The following is a 16,529-nucleotide window of genomic DNA, read 5'->3' on the forward strand; positions in this document are numbered from 1 at the left end:
TTTATCCAACCGATTCACCGTCACTGTGCTTGAAGCCCAGTGACTTTCTCTATGCAATGACTCAGTTCAGTATTGATGTCACCGCGGGAATAAATGTTATGTTATAACATTTCATTTAGCAATCATTATCAAAGAGAAACGAAAGTGATTTTATGATATTTTCTCCACCACCATTTTTTACATAAAGTAGCCACCATGTACTCGGTCGAACCTATCGGCATTATTGAAAGCCCATATAAAGAGAAATTCGCAGTTCCTCGCCAACCAAAATTGGTCACTGCGGCGACCTCAAGGGTACGCTTGCTAGGAGCAGCAAACTGTCTTGAGTCAGTTCGAGGAATCGAGCAATTTAGCCATATCTGGCTACTGTTTATGTTTGACCAAAATTTGCAAGCAGGATGGAAACCAACGGTGCGCCCTCCGCGTCTTGGGGGTAACGAACGTGTTGGTGTGTTTGCTTCCCGTGCAACATTTAGGCCCAATGGCATCGGTATGTCTGCCATTCCATTGCACGGAGTGACTCAGCAAGCAGAGCAAATCTATCTCGATTTAGGCAACGTTGATCTTGTCGATGGTACGCCGATTATTGATATCAAACCTTATATTCCCTACAGCGATAACATCAGCAATGCCTGTGGCGGTTATGCCGAACAAGAGCCCGAGACGCTAACGGTTGAGTTTTCAACTCAAGCCAAAATGACACTGGCAAAACGGCGCGATCACGCAATGGAAACTCAAGTCATCGCCCAAGTACTGGCGCAAGACCCACGTCCTGCCTATAAGAAAGGTAAGCCAGATGATAAGCAATACGCGGTAAATTTGTTCGATTTGAACATAAGATTCAGCGTAAGCGATAACTTAGTAATGGTTACTGCAATTGAACGCTTTTGACAAAGCCAATAGGCTGATATTATAAACGGCTTAACTTTATTCCCCTTTCAATAAGGGAATGTCTGTCAAACATTAATAAACGGATACCATAGAATGCGTACCAGTAAATATCTTCTTTCTACTTTGAAGGAGACTCCAAACGACGCAGAAGTAGTGAGCCACCAGCTCATGCTACGTGCAGGTATGATCCGTAAGCTGGCTTCAGGTCTCTATACTTGGCTGCCTACCGGTCTACGTGTGCTGCGTAAAGTCGAAAACATCGTTCGTCAAGAAATCAATAATGCCGATGCTGTTGAAACCTTGATGCCCGTTGTACAACCGTTTGAACTATGGGAAGAGACAGGCCGCAGTGAAAAGATGGGCCCTGAGCTACTTCGCTTTACTGACCGCCATATGCGTCCGTTTGTTCTTAGCCCGACAGCTGAAGAAGTAATCACTAGCCTAGTGCGTAATGAAGTCAGTTCATACAAACAGTTGCCACTAAACCTGTACCAAATTCAGACTAAGTTCCGTGATGAACGCCGCCCACGTTTTGGCGTAATGCGTTCGCGTGAATTCTCGATGATGGATGCCTACAGCTTCGACATTGATAAAGCAGGTCTGCAAAAATCTTACGACGCAATGCACGATGCCTACTGCCGAGCATTTGATCGCATGGGCCTAGATTACCGTCCTGTACTGGCCGACAGTGGTGCGATTGGCGGTAGTGGCTCGCAAGAGTTTCACGTGCTTGCAGAAAGCGGTGAAGACTTGATTGCCTTCTCAACAGAGTCGGATTATGCCGCGAACATTGAAAAAGCAGAAGCGCTAGCGCCTGCTGGCGAACGTGCACAGCCAACTCAAGCAATGACGCTGGTTGATACGCCAAATGCGAAAACCATCGCAGAACTTGTCGAACAGTTCGATCTACCTATCGAGAAAACCGTTAAGACACTGTTTGTTAAAGCCTCTGACGAGATTGAAGCACCAATTATCGCGCTTATTATTCGTGGCGATCATGAACTCAACGAAGTCAAAGCTGAAAACTTAAAACAAGTTGCAGCGCCACTTGAAATGGCTTCAGAGCAAGAAATTCGTGCGCTTATCGGTGCAGGTCCTGGCTCTCTTGGCCCAGTGGGTCTTAAACTGCCCTTTATCGTTGATCGCACCGTGGCAGCAATGAGTGACTTCGGCGCGGGTGCCAATATCGACGACAAACACTACTTCGGTATTAACTGGGGACGTGATGTTGAACTGAGCCAAATTGAAGACTTACGTAACGTCGTCGAAGGTGATCTTAGCCCATGTGGTCAAGGTACGATTCAACTTAAGCGTGGTATCGAAGTCGGTCACATTTTCCAGCTAGGTAACACGTACTCTGAAAAAATGAACTGTGGCGTGCTTGGCCCTGACGGTAAGAACGCCATTCTTGAGATGGGTTGTTACGGTATTGGTATTACCCGTGTAGTTGCCGCAGCTATCGAGCAGAACCACGACAAATACGGCATCATCTGGCCTGACGCACTGGCACCATTCCAAGTTGCGATTGTACCGATGAACATGCACAAATCAGAAGAAGTGCAGCAAGCCGCAAGCAAGCTGTACGACGAACTGACGGCCATGGGGATTGAGGTCCTATTTGATGATCGTAAAGAACGCCCTGGTGTGATGTTCTCTGATATGGAGCTGCTGGGTGTACCACACACTGTCATTATCGGCGACCGTAGCATGAAAGAAGGCAACTTCGAGTACAAGAACCGTCGCAATGGCGAGAAATCTGCCGTCCCAATGACGGATATTGTTGAGCATATTAAAGCTCAGCTTGCTTAATTAATTAGGCACGCCAATAAACAAAAAAAGGCTGATGTATAAACATCGGCCTTTTTTGTGGGTAACGGTCAGGTAGAAACGATCGATACTGAAGCGGTTCTACTCGAGCGGCTGAGTCGGAGCCTGACTGGTCACCTTCTTCGGCGCAAAAGCAACATCGGTCAGTTCATCAGCATTGCCATCAACAATCTCACCAAAGTGGAATATCCCGAACTCACCGGGCTTCATTCGGTGCCACGCTTCATTGTCGGTCAGTGGTTGCGTGGCAATTACCGACACGATGTCATTAGGTGTGGTCTCTTCCTGAAAATTAATCTCTACGTCTTCGTCAATCAACGACGCTTTACCAAACGGCGCACGACGCGTGATCCAATACAGGTGATTGGTGCAAAAGGTCATCACATATTCACCATCGGAAAGAAGCATATTAAACACCCCTTTCTGCTTGAGAATGTCACAACATTGAGCAATAAAACGAAACACGCCGAGCATGTCTTGCGGCGGCTCTGGGTAACGATCTTCCATCTGTTTCAATAACCAGCAAAATGCCAATTCACTGTCAGTTTGGCCAACCGGACGATGACGTCCCGTCACTAAATCAGCATAATCGCTAAGCTGGCCATTATGAGCGAAAGTCCAATAACGTCCCCATAACTCACGGGTAAATGGATGAGTATTTTCTAGATTGACCGCCCCACGATTGGCTTGCCGAATGTGGCTGAGCACTGCGCGGCTTTTGATCGGATAGTTTTGCACCAAATCAGCAATTTTAGAGTCGCAACTCGGCTTTGGGTCTTTAAAATTACGAAAGCCTTTGCCTTCATAAAAAGTAATCCCCCAACCGTCTCGGTGCGGTCCGGTATTACCCCCTCGCTGCATCAACCCAGTAAAACTAAAACAGATATCCGTTGGTACATTGGCACTCATTCCGAGCAATTCACACATGGTTTACGACTCTCCTATGCAAACCACAGTATCGACATCGTTGCCGATACTGTTTAAACCAATATTGTCGTGCTTATTTTTCCATCTCTTTTTCAATTAACTGAATGATGATATGGATGATCTTAATGTGGATCTCTTGAATACGGTCGGCATAACCAAAGTGCGGTACACGGATTTCGATATCCGCAAGACCTGCCATTTTGCCACCATCTTTACCTGTTAAAGCAATGGTCTTCATGCCTTTTGCTTGCGCCGCTTCAATCGCTTTTAGAATATTGCCCGAGTTACCTGACGTCGACAGCCCAAATAACACATCGCCTTTCGATCCAACCGCTTCAACATAACGCGAAAATACGTGCTCGTAACCAAAGTCGTTACTCACACAAGACAGATGGCTTGGATCAGAGATAGCAATACCAGGCAAGCCAGGTCGATTTTCACGATAACGTCCAGTTAACTCTTCAGCAAAATGCATCGAATCACAGTGAGAACCACCGTTACCACAAGAAAGCACTTTGCCGCCTTGCTTAAAGGAATCGGCAAGCATTTTTGCCGCCGCTTCGATCTGAGCGATATTGTGGTCATCACTCAAAAACTTATTCAGTACATCCGCCGCTTCCGTCAATTCACTTTTAATTAAATCCTGGTACATAGGTTTATCTCTAATCGTTGTCATAGATGATTCTGCAATAAATACAGAAAGCGTTACTAACAGAGTTTACCCAAACATTTGTCACTGTCGATAGTGAGTTGAGAACAATTCCACTTTTGTCGTCACTCTTCGCTCATAAAACTGGCACCAGTTGGCATTTTTAGACTAACCACTCTACTTAGATCACTTTTTAAGCAATTATCCATTTTACATTTCATTAATATTTTGATTACACTTGACTGGTTAGACCTCTTACTACTCATCGACGTAAAACAAACCAATAATCGTCGTAAAAGGAAAACATATATGGACATCTTGCTCTCTATACTTGGCTTTATCGTGGTGCTCGCCACCTGCCTCTACCACCGTAGCTCACTATTGACTTCGATTGCTGCACTGACCATCACTATGGTGGTGCTTTCAGTGTTTGGCCGTGTCGGTTCACTAAGCTGGTTACTCTATATCGCCGCCATCGCAGTTTTAGCCGTGCCATCAATAAGACAATCGCTGATCAGTAAAAAAGCGCTATTGTTGTTCAAAAAAGTGCTGCCAGCGATGTCGAAAACCGAGAAAGAAGCACTCGATGCCGGCACGGTTTGGTGGGAAGCAGAACTATTCAAAGGCAAACCTGACTGGAAAAAACTCCATCAGATTCAAGATCCTAAGTTAAGCGCTGAAGAACAAGCGTTTCTCGATGGTCCGGTCAACCAAGTGTGTGCCATGGTGAATGACTATCAAGTGACTCATGAATTGGCCGATCTGCCACCCCATGTTTGGCAATACCTAAAAGATAACAAGTTCTTTGCCATGATCATCAAGAAGAAATATGGCGGCTTGGAATTTTCTGCTTACGCACAATCGTTAGTCTTGCAAAAACTGACCGGTGTATCGGGTGTCCTGTCATCCACCGTTGGCGTACCGAATTCTCTCGGTCCTGGTGAGCTATTGCAGCACTACGGAACCACTGATCAAAAAGATTACTACTTACCTCGCCTAGCTCAAGGCAAAGAAATTCCATGTTTTGCTCTCACTAGCCCAGAAGCAGGTTCAGATGCAGGATCAATCCCTGATTTCGGTGTGGTGTGTAAGGGCGAATGGCAAGGCAAAGAGGTGCTTGGTATGCGCCTAACCTGGAATAAACGCTACATTACTCTGGCACCTGTCGCGACAGTACTTGGTCTGGCGTTCAAGCTGCGTGACCCAGATGGCCTACTGGGTGACAATACTGACCTTGGGATTACTTGTGCACTGATTCCAACGGACCTTGAAGGAGTCGAGATTGGCAACCGTCACTTCCCGCTTAACGTGCCGTTCCAAAATGGCCCAACGCGTGCCGAAGACCTTTTTGTACCACTTGATTTCATCATCGGCGGACCTAAGATGGCTGGTCAAGGCTGGCGTATGTTGGTTGAGTGTCTGTCGGTAGGTCGTGGCATTACCTTGCCATCCAACTCAACCGGCGGCATTAAAACGGCGGCGTTGGCGACTGGCGCTTATGCCCGAATCCGTCGTCAATTTAAACAACCGATTGGCCACATGGAAGGCGTTGAAGAGCCGTTAGCACGCTTAGGTGGTAACGCCTATGTGATGGATGCCGCCAGTGCACTCACGGTTGCAGGTATCGATTTAGGTGAAAAGCCATCGGTGATCTCGGCCATCGTTAAGTACCACTGTACTCACCGCGGTCAACAAAGCATCATCGATGCAATGGATATCGTCGGCGGTAAAGGGATCTGCTTAGGCCCGTCAAACTTCCTCGCCCGAGGTTATCAAGGCGCGCCTATTGCTGTCACTGTTGAAGGGGCAAACATCCTCACCCGCTCGATGATCATCTTTGGCCAAGGTGCTATTCGTTGTCATCCTTATGTGCTTGACGAGATGAACGCCGCTTACTCGCAAAGTTCTGACGCTTTAGATAAATTTGATGCCGCGCTCGCCGGTCACGTGAGCTTTACGCTAAGTAATTTAGTCCGTAGTTTGTGGTTAGGTATTACCGATGGCCGCTTATCTGCCGCGCCAACCAATGATGCCACTAAGCGCTACTATCAACAGCTAAACCGCTACAGTGCTAATATTGCGTTTTTGTCGGATATTGCAATGGCAGTTTTAGGTGGGTCACTGAAACGCAAAGAGCGCTTGTCTGCGCGCTTAGGCGATATCCTAAGTCAGCTTTACCTCAGCTCAGCAACGCTTAAACGCTTTGAGTCAGAAGGTCGTCAGCAAGAAGATTTACCATTGGTACACTGGGGCCTTCAAGACAGCTTGCAACAAGCTGAGCATGCCATTGATGAGTTCTTAGCTAACTTCCCCAACAAACTGCTGGGCAAAGCTCTGCGTCTGGTGATCATGCCGTTTGGCCGCATACGCACGGCACCGAGTGACAAACTCGATAGCAAGGTTGCTCAAATCCTGCAAACACCAAGTGAGACACGTTCACGCATCGGCCGCAATCAATACCTTGAAGCCAGTGAATTCAATCCTGCGGGTAAAATCGAGCACGCGCTTGGGGTTATTTTGCAAGCGGAACCACTGTTCGATAAGGTATGTAAAGAAACTGGCCAACGACGTCCATTCTTGCGCTTAGATGAAGTCGCTGATCTGGGGCTAGAGAAAGGTATCTTAGATAAAGCGCAAGCCGAATTACTTAAGCAAGCAGAACAGCAGCGTCTGGATGTGATTAATGTTGATGACTTTAGTCCTGAGGACCTCGCCGCAAAGCCAATGCCGGTGCATGCACCCAACATGGTTGAAGTTGCGTAAGCTGGAATAAAACAATTAGGGCTGCGATTGCAGCCCTTTTTTATCTTAGTCACCTCTGAGTGTCTACTTTTTCGGCATCTCTAGCTGCATCTCTGGAATCGCCTGTTTGCTTGCCCGTAGCTTGCTGCGCACAAACCAGATAAGGATGCCAAGGATCAGAGCAATTAAGTTGCCCACTGCGATGATAATATAGCTGCGAGTACGTTTTTCTTCGCGCATTTTGATCAGTTGCATCTCCTCCATCAATTTCTGCTGCTTGAGACGCTCTTGTTCCTGCAGACGACGAGTGGCGGCGATATCGACCTCTTCAACCACACTATAGGTGTGTTCCGTCAGCGGGAAAATAAGCGGTCTATCTGAGCCCATTTCACTGGCAAACACTTTCCCCGTCCACGAATACAAACCAATATTATCGCTATATGGAATTTCAAGTTCGAGCTTACTGCTTTCTTGTTGCGCTGAGCCTTGAACAGTAATGGCGTTGTCATCAGGAGCGATATGTTCAACATGACCAACAATAGAGCCAGGTTTAATCATTCCCTGCTCACCGGAGAAAACCAACTTATTGGTAACCCCCTCTTCTCGTGACTGAACAAAAGTCGAGATAATTGGCGTTGGATAAACCAGCACTTCTTGCTCTTGAGCACGCAAAAATACGCCATTGCCAGAGGTGATACGCACACGATATTTACCCGGCTCACTAACAATTGGCAAAGCCACGGTAAAAATACCATCGCCAGCGACTTCATCAAGATCTTGACCATCATCGGCAAACTCACCGATCACTTCTGGAATAGGTCGAGCTTCTTTGACTAAGGTCTCCTCGTTCTCAAGAAACTTAGTAAACGTGACTTTAAGTTTGACCCGGTCGAGGAAGTCTCTCAATACTAAAGGTTTATCATCTGACGTCAGACGCGCTTCAAATTTAAGTGACTCGCCTTGGAACAACCGCTTAGGCAGTACATCGCTTGATAATTCGAGATGGGATATTAGCTTGATTTTATTTTTAGGCGTGACCTTACCAATCGCTTGCCAAGGCCCTGGCATTGGATTGTCTATCGAGATGATGTCCATTGAAGACTCTTGATACCAACGGACATTATCAGGACTGCGCCAAGCGTAGTACTTCTTGCCATCCGGCCTAACCAACACAACTGGCTGTGAGCTTTGCGCTCGATAGATAACAAAGGTAATCTGTTTGATCGACGGATCGACTCGAAAGCGATTGTCGAGCAGAGACATTGAGGAGCTTTGGGCGCTGTAACAGAGCGCACTCAATAACAGACCAATTATGGTAATCCAGAACCTCAACATCCTTTCTCCTACTGACGCCAGAGGCAGCTTCCGCTCTTCTCGACGATATCTAATCTATTCTTATGGGCTTCTAATTCATCGGCGGATGCACGTAAAACCTTTAGCGCTTTTCGTCCGCTCGCGACACGTTTTATCTCTTCACCACCGCTGTCATTAGCATTACCTGCGTTAAACTGCAGCGATGTTTGCCCACCTGTCATTAGCAGGTAGACATCCGCTAGAATTTCAGCATCGAGCAAAGCGCCGTGCAAAGTACGATGCGAGTTATCAATTCCGTAACGATCACAAAGCACATCAAGGTTATTTCGCTTACCAGGGAAAATCTTTTTCGCCATCGCAAGGGTATCGGTTACCTTGCAGTAATCCACCGTTTTCCCGATGCTAGGATCGAGCATCGCAAACTCAGAATCCATAAAGCCGACGTCAAAGGACGCATTGTGTGCGACCAGTTCGGCGCCTTTAATAAAGTCTAAGAACTCAGCGTGAACCTCTCGATACTCTGGCTTATCGACCAAGAACTCATCGGTAATACCGTGAACTTCCACCGCTTCAGACTGAATTTGACGATCAGGTTTGATATAAACGTGAAAATGACGCCCAGTCAGTTTACGGTTAATGATCTCAACCGCACCGATTTCTATAATTCGGTGACCTTGATAATGAGGCCCGCCATCCAGGTTCATACCTGTGGTTTCAGTATCGAGAACGATGATGCGGTGCTGGTTTGAATTGCTGCTAGTATTCATAACAATATGTGTGTCAGACTATGCCAATAATGTGCTTAACCCAATAGTATCAAATCATGACGAAACAGGTGGAAATTTTCACTGATGGTTCTTGCTTAGGTAATCCAGGCCCTGGCGGTTACGGGATTGTATTACGTTACAAGCAGAAGGAAAAAACCTTAGCCAAGGGTTATACCCTGACGACCAATAACCGTATGGAAATGTTGGCGACCATCGTTGCGCTGAAAACCCTTAAAGAACCGTGTGACGTTATTTTAACTACCGATAGTCAATACGTTCGTCAAGGTATCACTCAGTGGATCCATAACTGGAAAAAACGCGGTTGGAAAACCGCCGACAAAAAACCAGTCAAAAATGCCGATTTATGGAAAGCCCTCGATGCCGAGGCAGAACGTCATAACATCGACTGGCGTTGGGTCAAAGGCCATGCTGGTCATCGCGAAAACGAAATGTGTGATGAGCTTGCACGTACCGCCGCTGAAAATCCAACCGAAGAAGACACCGGCTACATCCCCAACTAATCGCTGTTTTGGTGACGATTTTTTACATTATAATTGACGCCAAGCGGCGTCAATTTTCGTTTCAGCTTCCAATGTGGCTTAAGTAATTTAAGTGGGTAAGTGCGCTTTCGTGCAACAATAAAGTACAAACTACCCATCGGTGACGACCACTCTCCGAGACTGTTTTCCAACCACGTCCACATGGTTCGATAGCGTTGCATCGGGAATAAAGCATAGCTGTCACATTCAATCACTTGATAATTGAGTAGCCCGAGCCAATCCTTGATCCGGCCAGGCGTATACATCCGCCCACTCCAAGGTAAGTTGTTTTTTCGCCACGGCATCAAACTGGCAAGGCCAGTTAAACTTAACGGATTAAACCCGGTGATGACCAAGTAGCCATCATCCATCATTACCCGGTCGACTTCTCGCAATAGCCGATGCGGATCACGGCAATAATCCAGTTGATGCGCCATCAACACGGCATCAAAGCTTTTCTCTAAGAAAGGCAGTTCAAAGCTATCAGCAATCACATTGTGCAATGGATTGTGAATATCTAAATTAACTTGATGTTGAATGTTACAATTGAAGCTGGTTAACTCACAACTTAGGCCGCCAAGCTTAAGCAGATGGTAACCAAATAGCTTTGGGCACCACTCGTCGATGCGGGTCTGAATTGAGTCACTCACCCATTGACCATTTTTAAGCTGAGACCATGAATGTGGCTGCTCAAGCTTTTTCTTGCTACGGGCTGGTTTCATATATAACCTGCTCACTCTTGGTAACTGGAGGCACCACCATGTTGAATATCAAAAGCATACCTGCATTTAATGATAATTACATCTGGCTGATTGAAAATAGCGATCAGCGTTGTGCTGTAGTCGACCCAGGTGATGCGGCGCCAGTTTTAGCCTATTTAGAGCAACATCAACTCAGCCTAGAAGCGATTTTGATCACCCACCATCATAACGACCATATCGGCGGTGTGGCTGAGCTAGTGCGCCAATTTCCTCAGGTCAATGTGGTTGGCCCTACCAACGAGCCGATCCCAACGTTAACTCATGCGGTTGACGCAGGAGATCAAATCGAGCTGTTTGATGAAATTTTCCTCGTCCTCGGCCTTGAAGGGCATACATTAGGTCATATTGGTTACGTTGGAGACGGTAAACTGTTTTGTGGCGATGTGCTCTTTTCAGCCGGCTGTGGCCGAGTGTTTGAAGGCACCATGGAACAGATGCATACCTCATTGAGCAAATTAGTGGCGCTTCCTCAAGAGACTCAAGTGTTTTGTGCCCATGAATACACCGCCAGTAACCTCGCTTTCGCACTCGCTGTCGAGCCCGATAATCAGCAACTGCAACAGTATCGCGATCAAGTAAACCGCTTGCGCGCACAAAATCAACCCACACTGCCTACCACCATTGGTCGTGAAAAAAGCATTAATCCATTTTTGCGTACTGACCAACCAAGTATTATGCGTTCAGTAGCAAACCGTACCTCTCAAACCGACTCACTCGCCATTTTTACTGCATTACGTGAGTGGAAGAACGAATTTTAACGATTTGCTGCTTGTCACTGTGGGATTGTGACAAGTATTATCAGCAGCCAAAAAGAAAAAGGGCTGTGAAATGCGAGTAAAACACAGTTGGGTATTAGCGCTTCTGTTGACCGGTTGTCAGCTTACCCAGCCGACCGACACTGGAGAAGCCGTTACTCCAGACACCAACCAACCAACGACCATCAAGCCGTCTGAGTCGAGTACTCAAACGGCCAAACCTGCGGTTAAACCTATGCCAAAGGTGACCCCGCAAACACAGCAAGATGTGTGGCAACGTATCGCCATGCAGATGCGACTGCCTGTTCCCGAGCACAAAAGTGTTGATTACTATCGAACTTGGTATCTAAAGCATCCTAATCATCTTAAAACCGTCTCTAAACGTGCCCAACCTTTCCTCTACCTGATCACAGAAAAAATTGAACAACGTGGTTTGCCGCTTGAATTAGCCTTGTTGCCTGTTGTCGAGAGCTCTTTTGACGCTTTTGCATACTCGCATGGCAGCGCGGCCGGATTATGGCAATTTGTGCCTGGCACCGGAAAGATGTACGGTTTAGAACAAAATTTCTGGTATGACGGCCGTCGTGACGTCGCGGCCGCAACCGATGCCGCCCTAGATTACCTGACCTATTTAAATAAGCGTTTTGATGGTGATTGGACACACGCGATTGCCGCCTATAACAGTGGCGGCGGCCGAGTGTCGAGTGCGATTCGAAAAAATACACGATTAGGTAAACCGACTGACTTCTTCTCACTTGACCTACCTAAAGAGACCAGTGGCTATGTGCCTAAGCTGCTTGCTTTAGCAGACATTGTCGCTAATCAAGACAAGTATGGTATTGAAATACCAGCGATCGCCAATCATCCTGTGGTTGAGTTGGTTGACCCGAAAGAGCAGCTCGACTTAGCCATCGCAGCAGAGTACGCCGGAATTTCGGTCAAGCAGTTGCAAAGTTTAAACCCTGCCTACAACCAATGGGCCACTGCGCCGGAAGGTGCTCAAAAGCTGCTATTACCAAGCGAGAGCGTGGCGAAATTTAACCAAGCGGCGGCGGCTAATCGTGGTAAAGGGATGAAGGTTGTACGCTACAAAGTTAAATCAGGCGACAGTCTTGGCGTGTTAGCCAATAAATATAACACCACCACTGGCGTTATTCGCACCGCCAATAATCTTAGTGGCAACACTATTCGTGTTGGCCAACACCTGATGATCCCCACCTCAACCAAGGGTGATAATGCTTATGCGCTGAGCGCAACCAACCGCCTAGCAAAAACCCAAGCAACGGCACGCGGTAAGTACAAACTTACCCATACGGTCCGCTCTGGCGACAGCTTATGGTCGATTGCCAAAGCCAATAAGGTTTCACATCAATCTTTAGCCAAATGGAACGGTATGGGCCCACGCGATACACTGCGCATCGGCCAGAAACTGGTCATTTGGAAAAACAGCTCTGATGGCGCCATTATTCGCACTGTGTTCTATAACGTGCGTAGCGGTGACACCATCAGCGGTATCGCTAATAAATTTAAAGTTAAATCGAGAGACATCGTGAAGTGGAATGATCTGAGTGCCCAGAAGTACCTTAAACCCGGTCAAAAGCTCAAGCTGTATGTTGATGTCACTAAGGTAAGTGTATGAACCCGTCAAGTAACCCTTTAATCATGCTAGTGGATATTTTTCGCTCGCCTAGCGCCTGTTTCTTAGCCTTGTATCAACGAGGGGCTTGGGGTTGGCAGCCTTATATCTTTTTGATTCTGTCGCCGTTTCTATTTTGGGGCGCCTACTTTGACATGGTCAACTTTGAGTGGCTCAAACAAGCCTTGAGTGCTCAGTTGGCCGTTACCAATCCACAACAGTTGCAATTACTTGATGCTAACACGCTGATGGCGAGTGAAATCATTAGCGATATTGCAGGCCGAACTCTGACCATTTTAATGTTGGCCTTCTGGTTCAACTTAGCGACTAAGCCAAGCCAACATCAGCACGGTTTTTGGAAATGGTTTGCCGCTGGCGCGGTTATCACTTTTCCAGCAATCATTGGCGATCTGGCAAGCTACGTCAGCGTACTGCTCAAGCATGGACAAGTGATGGTCTACGCGGCAGACTTAAATAGTCTCAACGGCTTACTCAAACTTCCGCTGACCAATCCGTGGTCGCAGTTTGCAAGCTCGTTCCCGCTACTGCTCCCTTGGTATATCGCTCTTGGCTATGCCGCTGTTGGCACTTGGACGGAGTTTGAACGTGGTCAAGCATTGGTTATTTCTGCTCTACCATGGCTCGGTTACTATCTGATTTGGGCGCTGTACATCATCATTGCTTAATCGGCTTTTTTAACCGAAAGTGAACCACTATCGGATTATGATCAGAGGCGTCGGAAATCGGCGCCTCTGCTGTCTCTAGGGTTAAACCACGAAAGAGAACATGATCCAGAGGCAACCCGGTGACAAACTGAGTTCGATGATCTGGGTTATAGTTCACCTCTTGCAACGCTAACCCTGCCAGCGCTTGCGCCATCACACTTAATCGCTCACGGCTCCAACTGTTAAAATCCCCCGCGACAATGATCGGCCCTTGGTGCTGTTCAAGTTCTTTGGCTAATTCCTCTATTTGACGTCGATATTCAATCGTGCCGTAAGTAAAGTTAACCGCATGAATATTGACAACCGCGAGCTCTTCACCATTCGATAATGGGTAAGTTGCATACAAGGCAGACTTGGGCAGCCTTAACCAAGGTTCTAATTCAGTATACGCGCAGGCAAGACTTGGTGGCGCATAAGAGAGGTTTAACACCCCCGCGGTGGTTTTGAAGGCTTTGAATGCATCGACTTGGCTACCAAACCACTGATTACGCTCGATCCAACTAACAAACTCAGGCGTCATACTCGCCTCTTGCAACAGCACTAATTGTTTATCCTGCGATAACCGAGTGAGGCTTTGTTGCCAATTGGAGTTGCTCTGCTTGTAGATATTCCAGACCAATAAATTAAGCTGGCCCTGGCTGTCTAGCACGCTGGTGTTTTCGTTGTGGTAACATTGCAACGAAAGCTGGACACCCTGCGCAGAGATAGAAGAGATGTGGGACTGCTTAGGCAAGGTAAAAATGCCCTGATAAGCAGAAAAGGCGACCAGAGCAATCACCACTGGAACAACGAGTAATCGAGTTTTTTTCATTACAGTCTACAAAAAGTAAAAAAGAGCCTAGCGGCCCTTCTTAATCAACATGTTTAGATGGCGTCTTCGTCTTCTTCGCCAGTACGGATGCGAACGATGCGCTCAACACCAGTGATAAAAATCTTACCATCGCCTATCTTGCCCGTTTGCGCGGTTTCAATAATGGTATCAACACACTGATCGGCCACTTCGTCTGTGACGACTATTTCTAGTTTTACTTTAGGCAGAAAGTCGACCATGTACTCTGCACCACGGTAAAGTTCGGTATGACCTTTTTGACGGCCAAACCCTTTAACTTCAGATACCGTCATACCGGTAATCCCAACTTCAGCTAAGGCTTCACGGACATCGTCTAATTTAAACGGCTTAATAATGGCTTCGATTTTTTTCATGTTATTCCCTTAAACTGTAGTCAATGTTGCTATTATCCCATGATCATCTGCTAATAAAAAGCCCGAGCACTGCGGCTCGGGCCTAATTATCTAAGTAGACTCATTTTAAGCTGGCGTAGTATGCCGCTAAGTTAGCAATATCGGCATCACTCAGCATCGAAGCTTGCGCTTGCATTACCGCGGCTAAACCGCCGTTACGCTGCTTTGCTTTATAAGCATTGAGTGAAGAAACGAGATATTGCTCGTTCTGACCTTTAAGGTGTGGGTAACCAGGAATAACCGCCATACCATCCGCGCCATGACACGCTGCACATACCGCAGCTTTGGCTTTCCCTGCTTCAATATCGCCAGCAGCCAGAGCTTGGCCACTGAGTAAACCTAAACCGATTATCATTCCAATAGCGATGTTCTTCATTGCTCTTCCTTATAATTCCATGATAGTTGGATGTTTTTATTTATATAGTTTTACACAAACCCTGCGGACTTGTCCCAGACTAGTTCACAATCTTGACCTATAAAGTGACGATCAATGAACAAATCACCAACGGCAACCACGCGCTCACCGCAGAGGATTATAGGGATTCTACGTCTCAACCAGCTAGGGACATCATACTCTTGAAATAATTTTTTTAACTTGCGGCTATGACCACGCTCGCTTGGATGGGCACTCAGTCCTTGTGGATTAAACACCACGCGCAGTTCAGCCTGATTCAGCGCAGCCAATGACAAATTGCCCGCTTGAGCTTGACGCATATTCAATACCCCTAAGCGATCGGGAAGTTGAATCGGCCGATTGACCCTGATGGATTGCTGCCACTGCTCAAGTGATTGCCATTCGCGCACCACGTACAAACGCTGTTGGAAACGACGAACCTGAGCTTGTTCAAGCTGCAACTGAGGATTGGCGTCTTGTTGGGCAAGAGCGACTTGTTGCCAAATCAGCGTCAGTTGATCACGCGAAGGCATTTTTAGCCCGCTCGACGCTAACCACATTCTGAGTAAACGCGTACGTACTTTGTCACTGACATTCATCACAGCGTCGACGTTCAGACTGCCATCACTGTGCAGCGCCTTACGCAAGGGCTCAGCTAACAGTTCGTCTAACAACTGCTCTTGTTCGGAGCAAAGTTCGGCCGTTCTTAGTGCCGTTTGTTGGATATGCGGCCAGCGCTGAGTTAGCTCAGGCATAATACGATGGCGAATAAAGTTGCGGTCAAAGCGCGTATCTTGATTGCTCTCGTCGTCTACCCACTCTAATTGCTGGTGCTTGGCATAACGGGCAATATCGGCGCGGGTAACCGACAACAGTGGTCGAACGATCTTACCAGCAGCAAACGTCATCATAGGTGCCATCGCCGCCAAGCCTTTTGGTCCACTACCACGCTTGAGAGCCAATAAGAGCGTTTCTAATTGATCATCAGCATGCTGCCCTGTTAGCAACAGATCATTGTGATGAATGTGTTTGGCTAATGCCGCGTAGCGCGCCTCTCGAGCGCTCTCTTCAAGACTTTTTCCCTGGCGCTCAACGCTGACAGACTCTAACAAGAAAGGCACACCGAGCGACCTACACCACTGCCGACAACACTCAGCCCACGTTTTCGCATTCACGCTTAAACCATGATCGACATGGACTGCCAAACAGTCAATCGACTGACTGTGTGCGTAGCTTGCCATCAATTCTAGCAATACGCGTGAGTCCATTCCGCCACTGAGTCCAAGGACCAAACGGCCATGGGCTTGAAGATGAGGTTCAATCGCGGCATTAAAGGTGGTTTGTAGTGTCATAGTGGCTT

The 16,529-nt window shown here is 47.2% G+C and carries 16 protein-coding genes; 7 read left to right on the forward strand and 9 right to left on the reverse strand.

Annotated features, from left to right (window positions below; all coding sequences use genetic code 11):
• Window positions 1–195 precede the first annotated feature (195 nt).
• Both tsaA and BS19_RS05915 read left to right on the forward strand, forming a co-directional pair.
• Window positions 196–891, forward strand: a complete 696-nt coding sequence (tsaA, locus tag BS19_RS05910) for a tRNA (N6-threonylcarbamoyladenosine(37)-N6)-methyltransferase TrmO (RefSeq protein WP_038173989.1) — start codon at window positions 196–198, stop codon at window positions 889–891.
• 93 nt (window positions 892–984) lie between these two features.
• On the forward strand, window positions 985–2,700 hold the full coding sequence (locus BS19_RS05915; RefSeq protein ID WP_038173990.1) for a proline--tRNA ligase: 1,716 nt from the start codon (window positions 985–987) through the stop codon (window positions 2,698–2,700).
• A gap of 99 nt (window positions 2,701–2,799) precedes the next feature.
• Here BS19_RS05915 and BS19_RS05920 read toward each other — a convergent pair whose 3' ends face one another.
• On the reverse strand, window positions 2,800–3,645 hold the full coding sequence (locus BS19_RS05920) for a class II glutamine amidotransferase (RefSeq protein ID WP_038173991.1): 846 nt from the start codon (window positions 3,643–3,645) through the stop codon (window positions 2,800–2,802).
• Between the two features lie 73 nt (window positions 3,646–3,718).
• The gene (gene lpcA, locus BS19_RS05925; protein WP_038173992.1) at window positions 3,719–4,297 is read right to left on the reverse strand and encodes a D-sedoheptulose 7-phosphate isomerase; all 579 of its coding nucleotides are present in this window, start codon (window positions 4,295–4,297) and stop codon (window positions 3,719–3,721) included.
• 306 nt (window positions 4,298–4,603) lie between these two features.
• On the opposite strand from lpcA, the gene fadE reads away from it, so the two are divergent.
• Window positions 4,604–7,057, forward strand: a complete 2,454-nt coding sequence (gene fadE / locus BS19_RS05930; RefSeq protein ID WP_038173994.1) for an acyl-CoA dehydrogenase FadE — start codon at window positions 4,604–4,606, stop codon at window positions 7,055–7,057.
• Between the two features lie 63 nt (window positions 7,058–7,120).
• On the opposite strand, the gene BS19_RS05935 is transcribed toward fadE, so the two are convergent.
• A complete protein-coding gene (locus BS19_RS05935) occupies window positions 7,121–8,371 on the reverse strand; it encodes a TIGR03503 family protein (RefSeq protein WP_038173995.1) in 1,251 nt (416 codons plus the stop codon).
• Window positions 8,372–8,379: 8 nt separating this feature from the next.
• Entirely contained in the window at window positions 8,380–9,117 is a 738-nt protein-coding gene (dnaQ, locus tag BS19_RS05940; protein ID WP_038173996.1) for a DNA polymerase III subunit epsilon, read from the reverse strand.
• Window positions 9,118–9,173: 56 nt separating this feature from the next.
• Between dnaQ and rnhA the strand changes: the two genes are divergently transcribed.
• Window positions 9,174–9,638 carry a ribonuclease HI gene (gene rnhA, locus BS19_RS05945; protein ID WP_038173997.1) on the forward strand — a complete coding sequence of 155 codons (465 nt, stop codon included), beginning with the start codon at window positions 9,174–9,176 and terminating at the stop codon, window positions 9,636–9,638.
• Here the strand turns inward: rnhA and BS19_RS05950 are convergent.
• Complete coding sequence (locus tag BS19_RS05950; protein WP_038173998.1) at window positions 9,635–10,378, reverse strand: class I SAM-dependent methyltransferase; 744 nt, start codon at window positions 10,376–10,378, stop codon at window positions 9,635–9,637. The genes rnhA and BS19_RS05950 overlap by 4 nt on opposite strands.
• A gap of 38 nt (window positions 10,379–10,416) precedes the next feature.
• Between BS19_RS05950 and gloB the strand changes: the two genes are divergently transcribed.
• From gloB to BS19_RS05965, 3 genes are all read left to right on the forward strand, one after another.
• Window positions 10,417–11,175: a hydroxyacylglutathione hydrolase gene (gloB, locus tag BS19_RS05955; protein ID WP_038173999.1), complete on the forward strand. Its 759-nt coding sequence runs from the start codon at window positions 10,417–10,419 to the stop codon at window positions 11,173–11,175.
• A 70-nt stretch (window positions 11,176–11,245) separates the two neighbouring features.
• Window positions 11,246–12,811 (forward strand): LysM peptidoglycan-binding domain-containing protein, encoded by a 1,566-nt coding sequence (locus tag BS19_RS05960; protein ID WP_038174000.1) that lies wholly within the window; start codon window positions 11,246–11,248, stop codon window positions 12,809–12,811.
• A complete protein-coding gene (locus BS19_RS05965; RefSeq protein WP_038174001.1) occupies window positions 12,808–13,494 on the forward strand; it encodes a YIP1 family protein in 687 nt (228 codons plus the stop codon). The genes BS19_RS05960 and BS19_RS05965 overlap by 4 nt, the downstream gene beginning before the upstream one ends.
• Here BS19_RS05965 and BS19_RS05970 read toward each other — a convergent pair.
• The 4 genes from BS19_RS05970 to tilS all read right to left on the reverse strand — a co-directional run bounded on the left by BS19_RS05970 (window position 13,484) and on the right by tilS (window position 16,521).
• A complete protein-coding gene (locus BS19_RS05970) occupies window positions 13,484–14,344 on the reverse strand; it encodes an endonuclease/exonuclease/phosphatase family protein (protein WP_038174003.1) in 861 nt (286 codons plus the stop codon). The genes BS19_RS05965 and BS19_RS05970 overlap by 11 nt on opposite strands.
• Before the next feature lie 53 nt (window positions 14,345–14,397).
• Entirely contained in the window at window positions 14,398–14,736 is a 339-nt protein-coding gene (glnB, locus tag BS19_RS05975; RefSeq protein ID WP_038174004.1) for a nitrogen regulatory protein P-II, read from the reverse strand.
• Window positions 14,737–14,836: 100 nt separating this feature from the next.
• Entirely contained in the window at window positions 14,837–15,151 is a 315-nt protein-coding gene (locus tag BS19_RS05980; RefSeq protein WP_038174005.1) for a c-type cytochrome, read from the reverse strand.
• Between the two features lie 50 nt (window positions 15,152–15,201).
• Window positions 15,202–16,521, reverse strand: a complete 1,320-nt coding sequence (tilS, locus tag BS19_RS05985; protein WP_038174285.1) for a tRNA lysidine(34) synthetase TilS — start codon at window positions 16,519–16,521, stop codon at window positions 15,202–15,204.
• Window positions 16,522–16,529 lie beyond the last annotated feature (8 nt).

Source organism: Vibrio pacinii DSM 19139, from assembly GCF_000711795.1.
In the GTDB taxonomy this organism is placed as follows: Bacteria; Pseudomonadota; Gammaproteobacteria; order Enterobacterales; family Vibrionaceae; genus Vibrio; species Vibrio pacinii.

Bases quoted from the DNA above. Each gene is read 5' to 3' on its own strand.
- BS19_RS05920 (WP_038173991.1), bottom strand. From the start codon at position 3,645: ATGTGTGAATTGCTCGGAATGAGTGCCAATGTACCAACGGATATCTGT.
- BS19_RS05915 (WP_038173990.1), top strand. From the start codon at position 985: ATGCGTACCAGTAAATATCTTCTTTCTACTTTGAAGGAGACTCCAAAC.
- BS19_RS05970 (WP_038174003.1), bottom strand. From the start codon at position 14,344: ATGAAAAAAACTCGATTACTCGTTGTTCCAGTGGTGATTGCTCTGGTC.
- BS19_RS05950 (WP_038173998.1), bottom strand. From the start codon at position 10,378: ATGAAACCAGCCCGTAGCAAGAAAAAGCTTGAGCAGCCACATTCATGG.
- lpcA (WP_038173992.1), bottom strand. From the start codon at position 4,297: ATGTACCAGGATTTAATTAAAAGTGAATTGACGGAAGCGGCGGATGTA.
- dnaQ (WP_038173996.1), bottom strand. From the start codon at position 9,117: ATGAATACTAGCAGCAATTCAAACCAGCACCGCATCATCGTTCTCGAT.
- glnB (WP_038174004.1), bottom strand. From the start codon at position 14,736: ATGAAAAAAATCGAAGCCATTATTAAGCCGTTTAAATTAGACGATGTC.
- BS19_RS05960 (WP_038174000.1), top strand. From the start codon at position 11,246: ATGCGAGTAAAACACAGTTGGGTATTAGCGCTTCTGTTGACCGGTTGT.
- rnhA (WP_038173997.1), top strand. From the start codon at position 9,174: ATGACGAAACAGGTGGAAATTTTCACTGATGGTTCTTGCTTAGGTAAT.
- tilS (WP_038174285.1), bottom strand. From the start codon at position 16,521: ATGACACTACAAACCACCTTTAATGCCGCGATTGAACCTCATCTTCAA.
- BS19_RS05965 (WP_038174001.1), top strand. From the start codon at position 12,808: ATGAACCCGTCAAGTAACCCTTTAATCATGCTAGTGGATATTTTTCGC.
- fadE (WP_038173994.1), top strand. From the start codon at position 4,604: ATGGACATCTTGCTCTCTATACTTGGCTTTATCGTGGTGCTCGCCACC.
- BS19_RS05980 (WP_038174005.1), bottom strand. From the start codon at position 15,151: ATGAAGAACATCGCTATTGGAATGATAATCGGTTTAGGTTTACTCAGT.
- BS19_RS05935 (WP_038173995.1), bottom strand. From the start codon at position 8,371: ATGTTGAGGTTCTGGATTACCATAATTGGTCTGTTATTGAGTGCGCTC.
- tsaA (WP_038173989.1), top strand. From the start codon at position 196: ATGTACTCGGTCGAACCTATCGGCATTATTGAAAGCCCATATAAAGAG.
- gloB (WP_038173999.1), top strand. From the start codon at position 10,417: ATGTTGAATATCAAAAGCATACCTGCATTTAATGATAATTACATCTGG.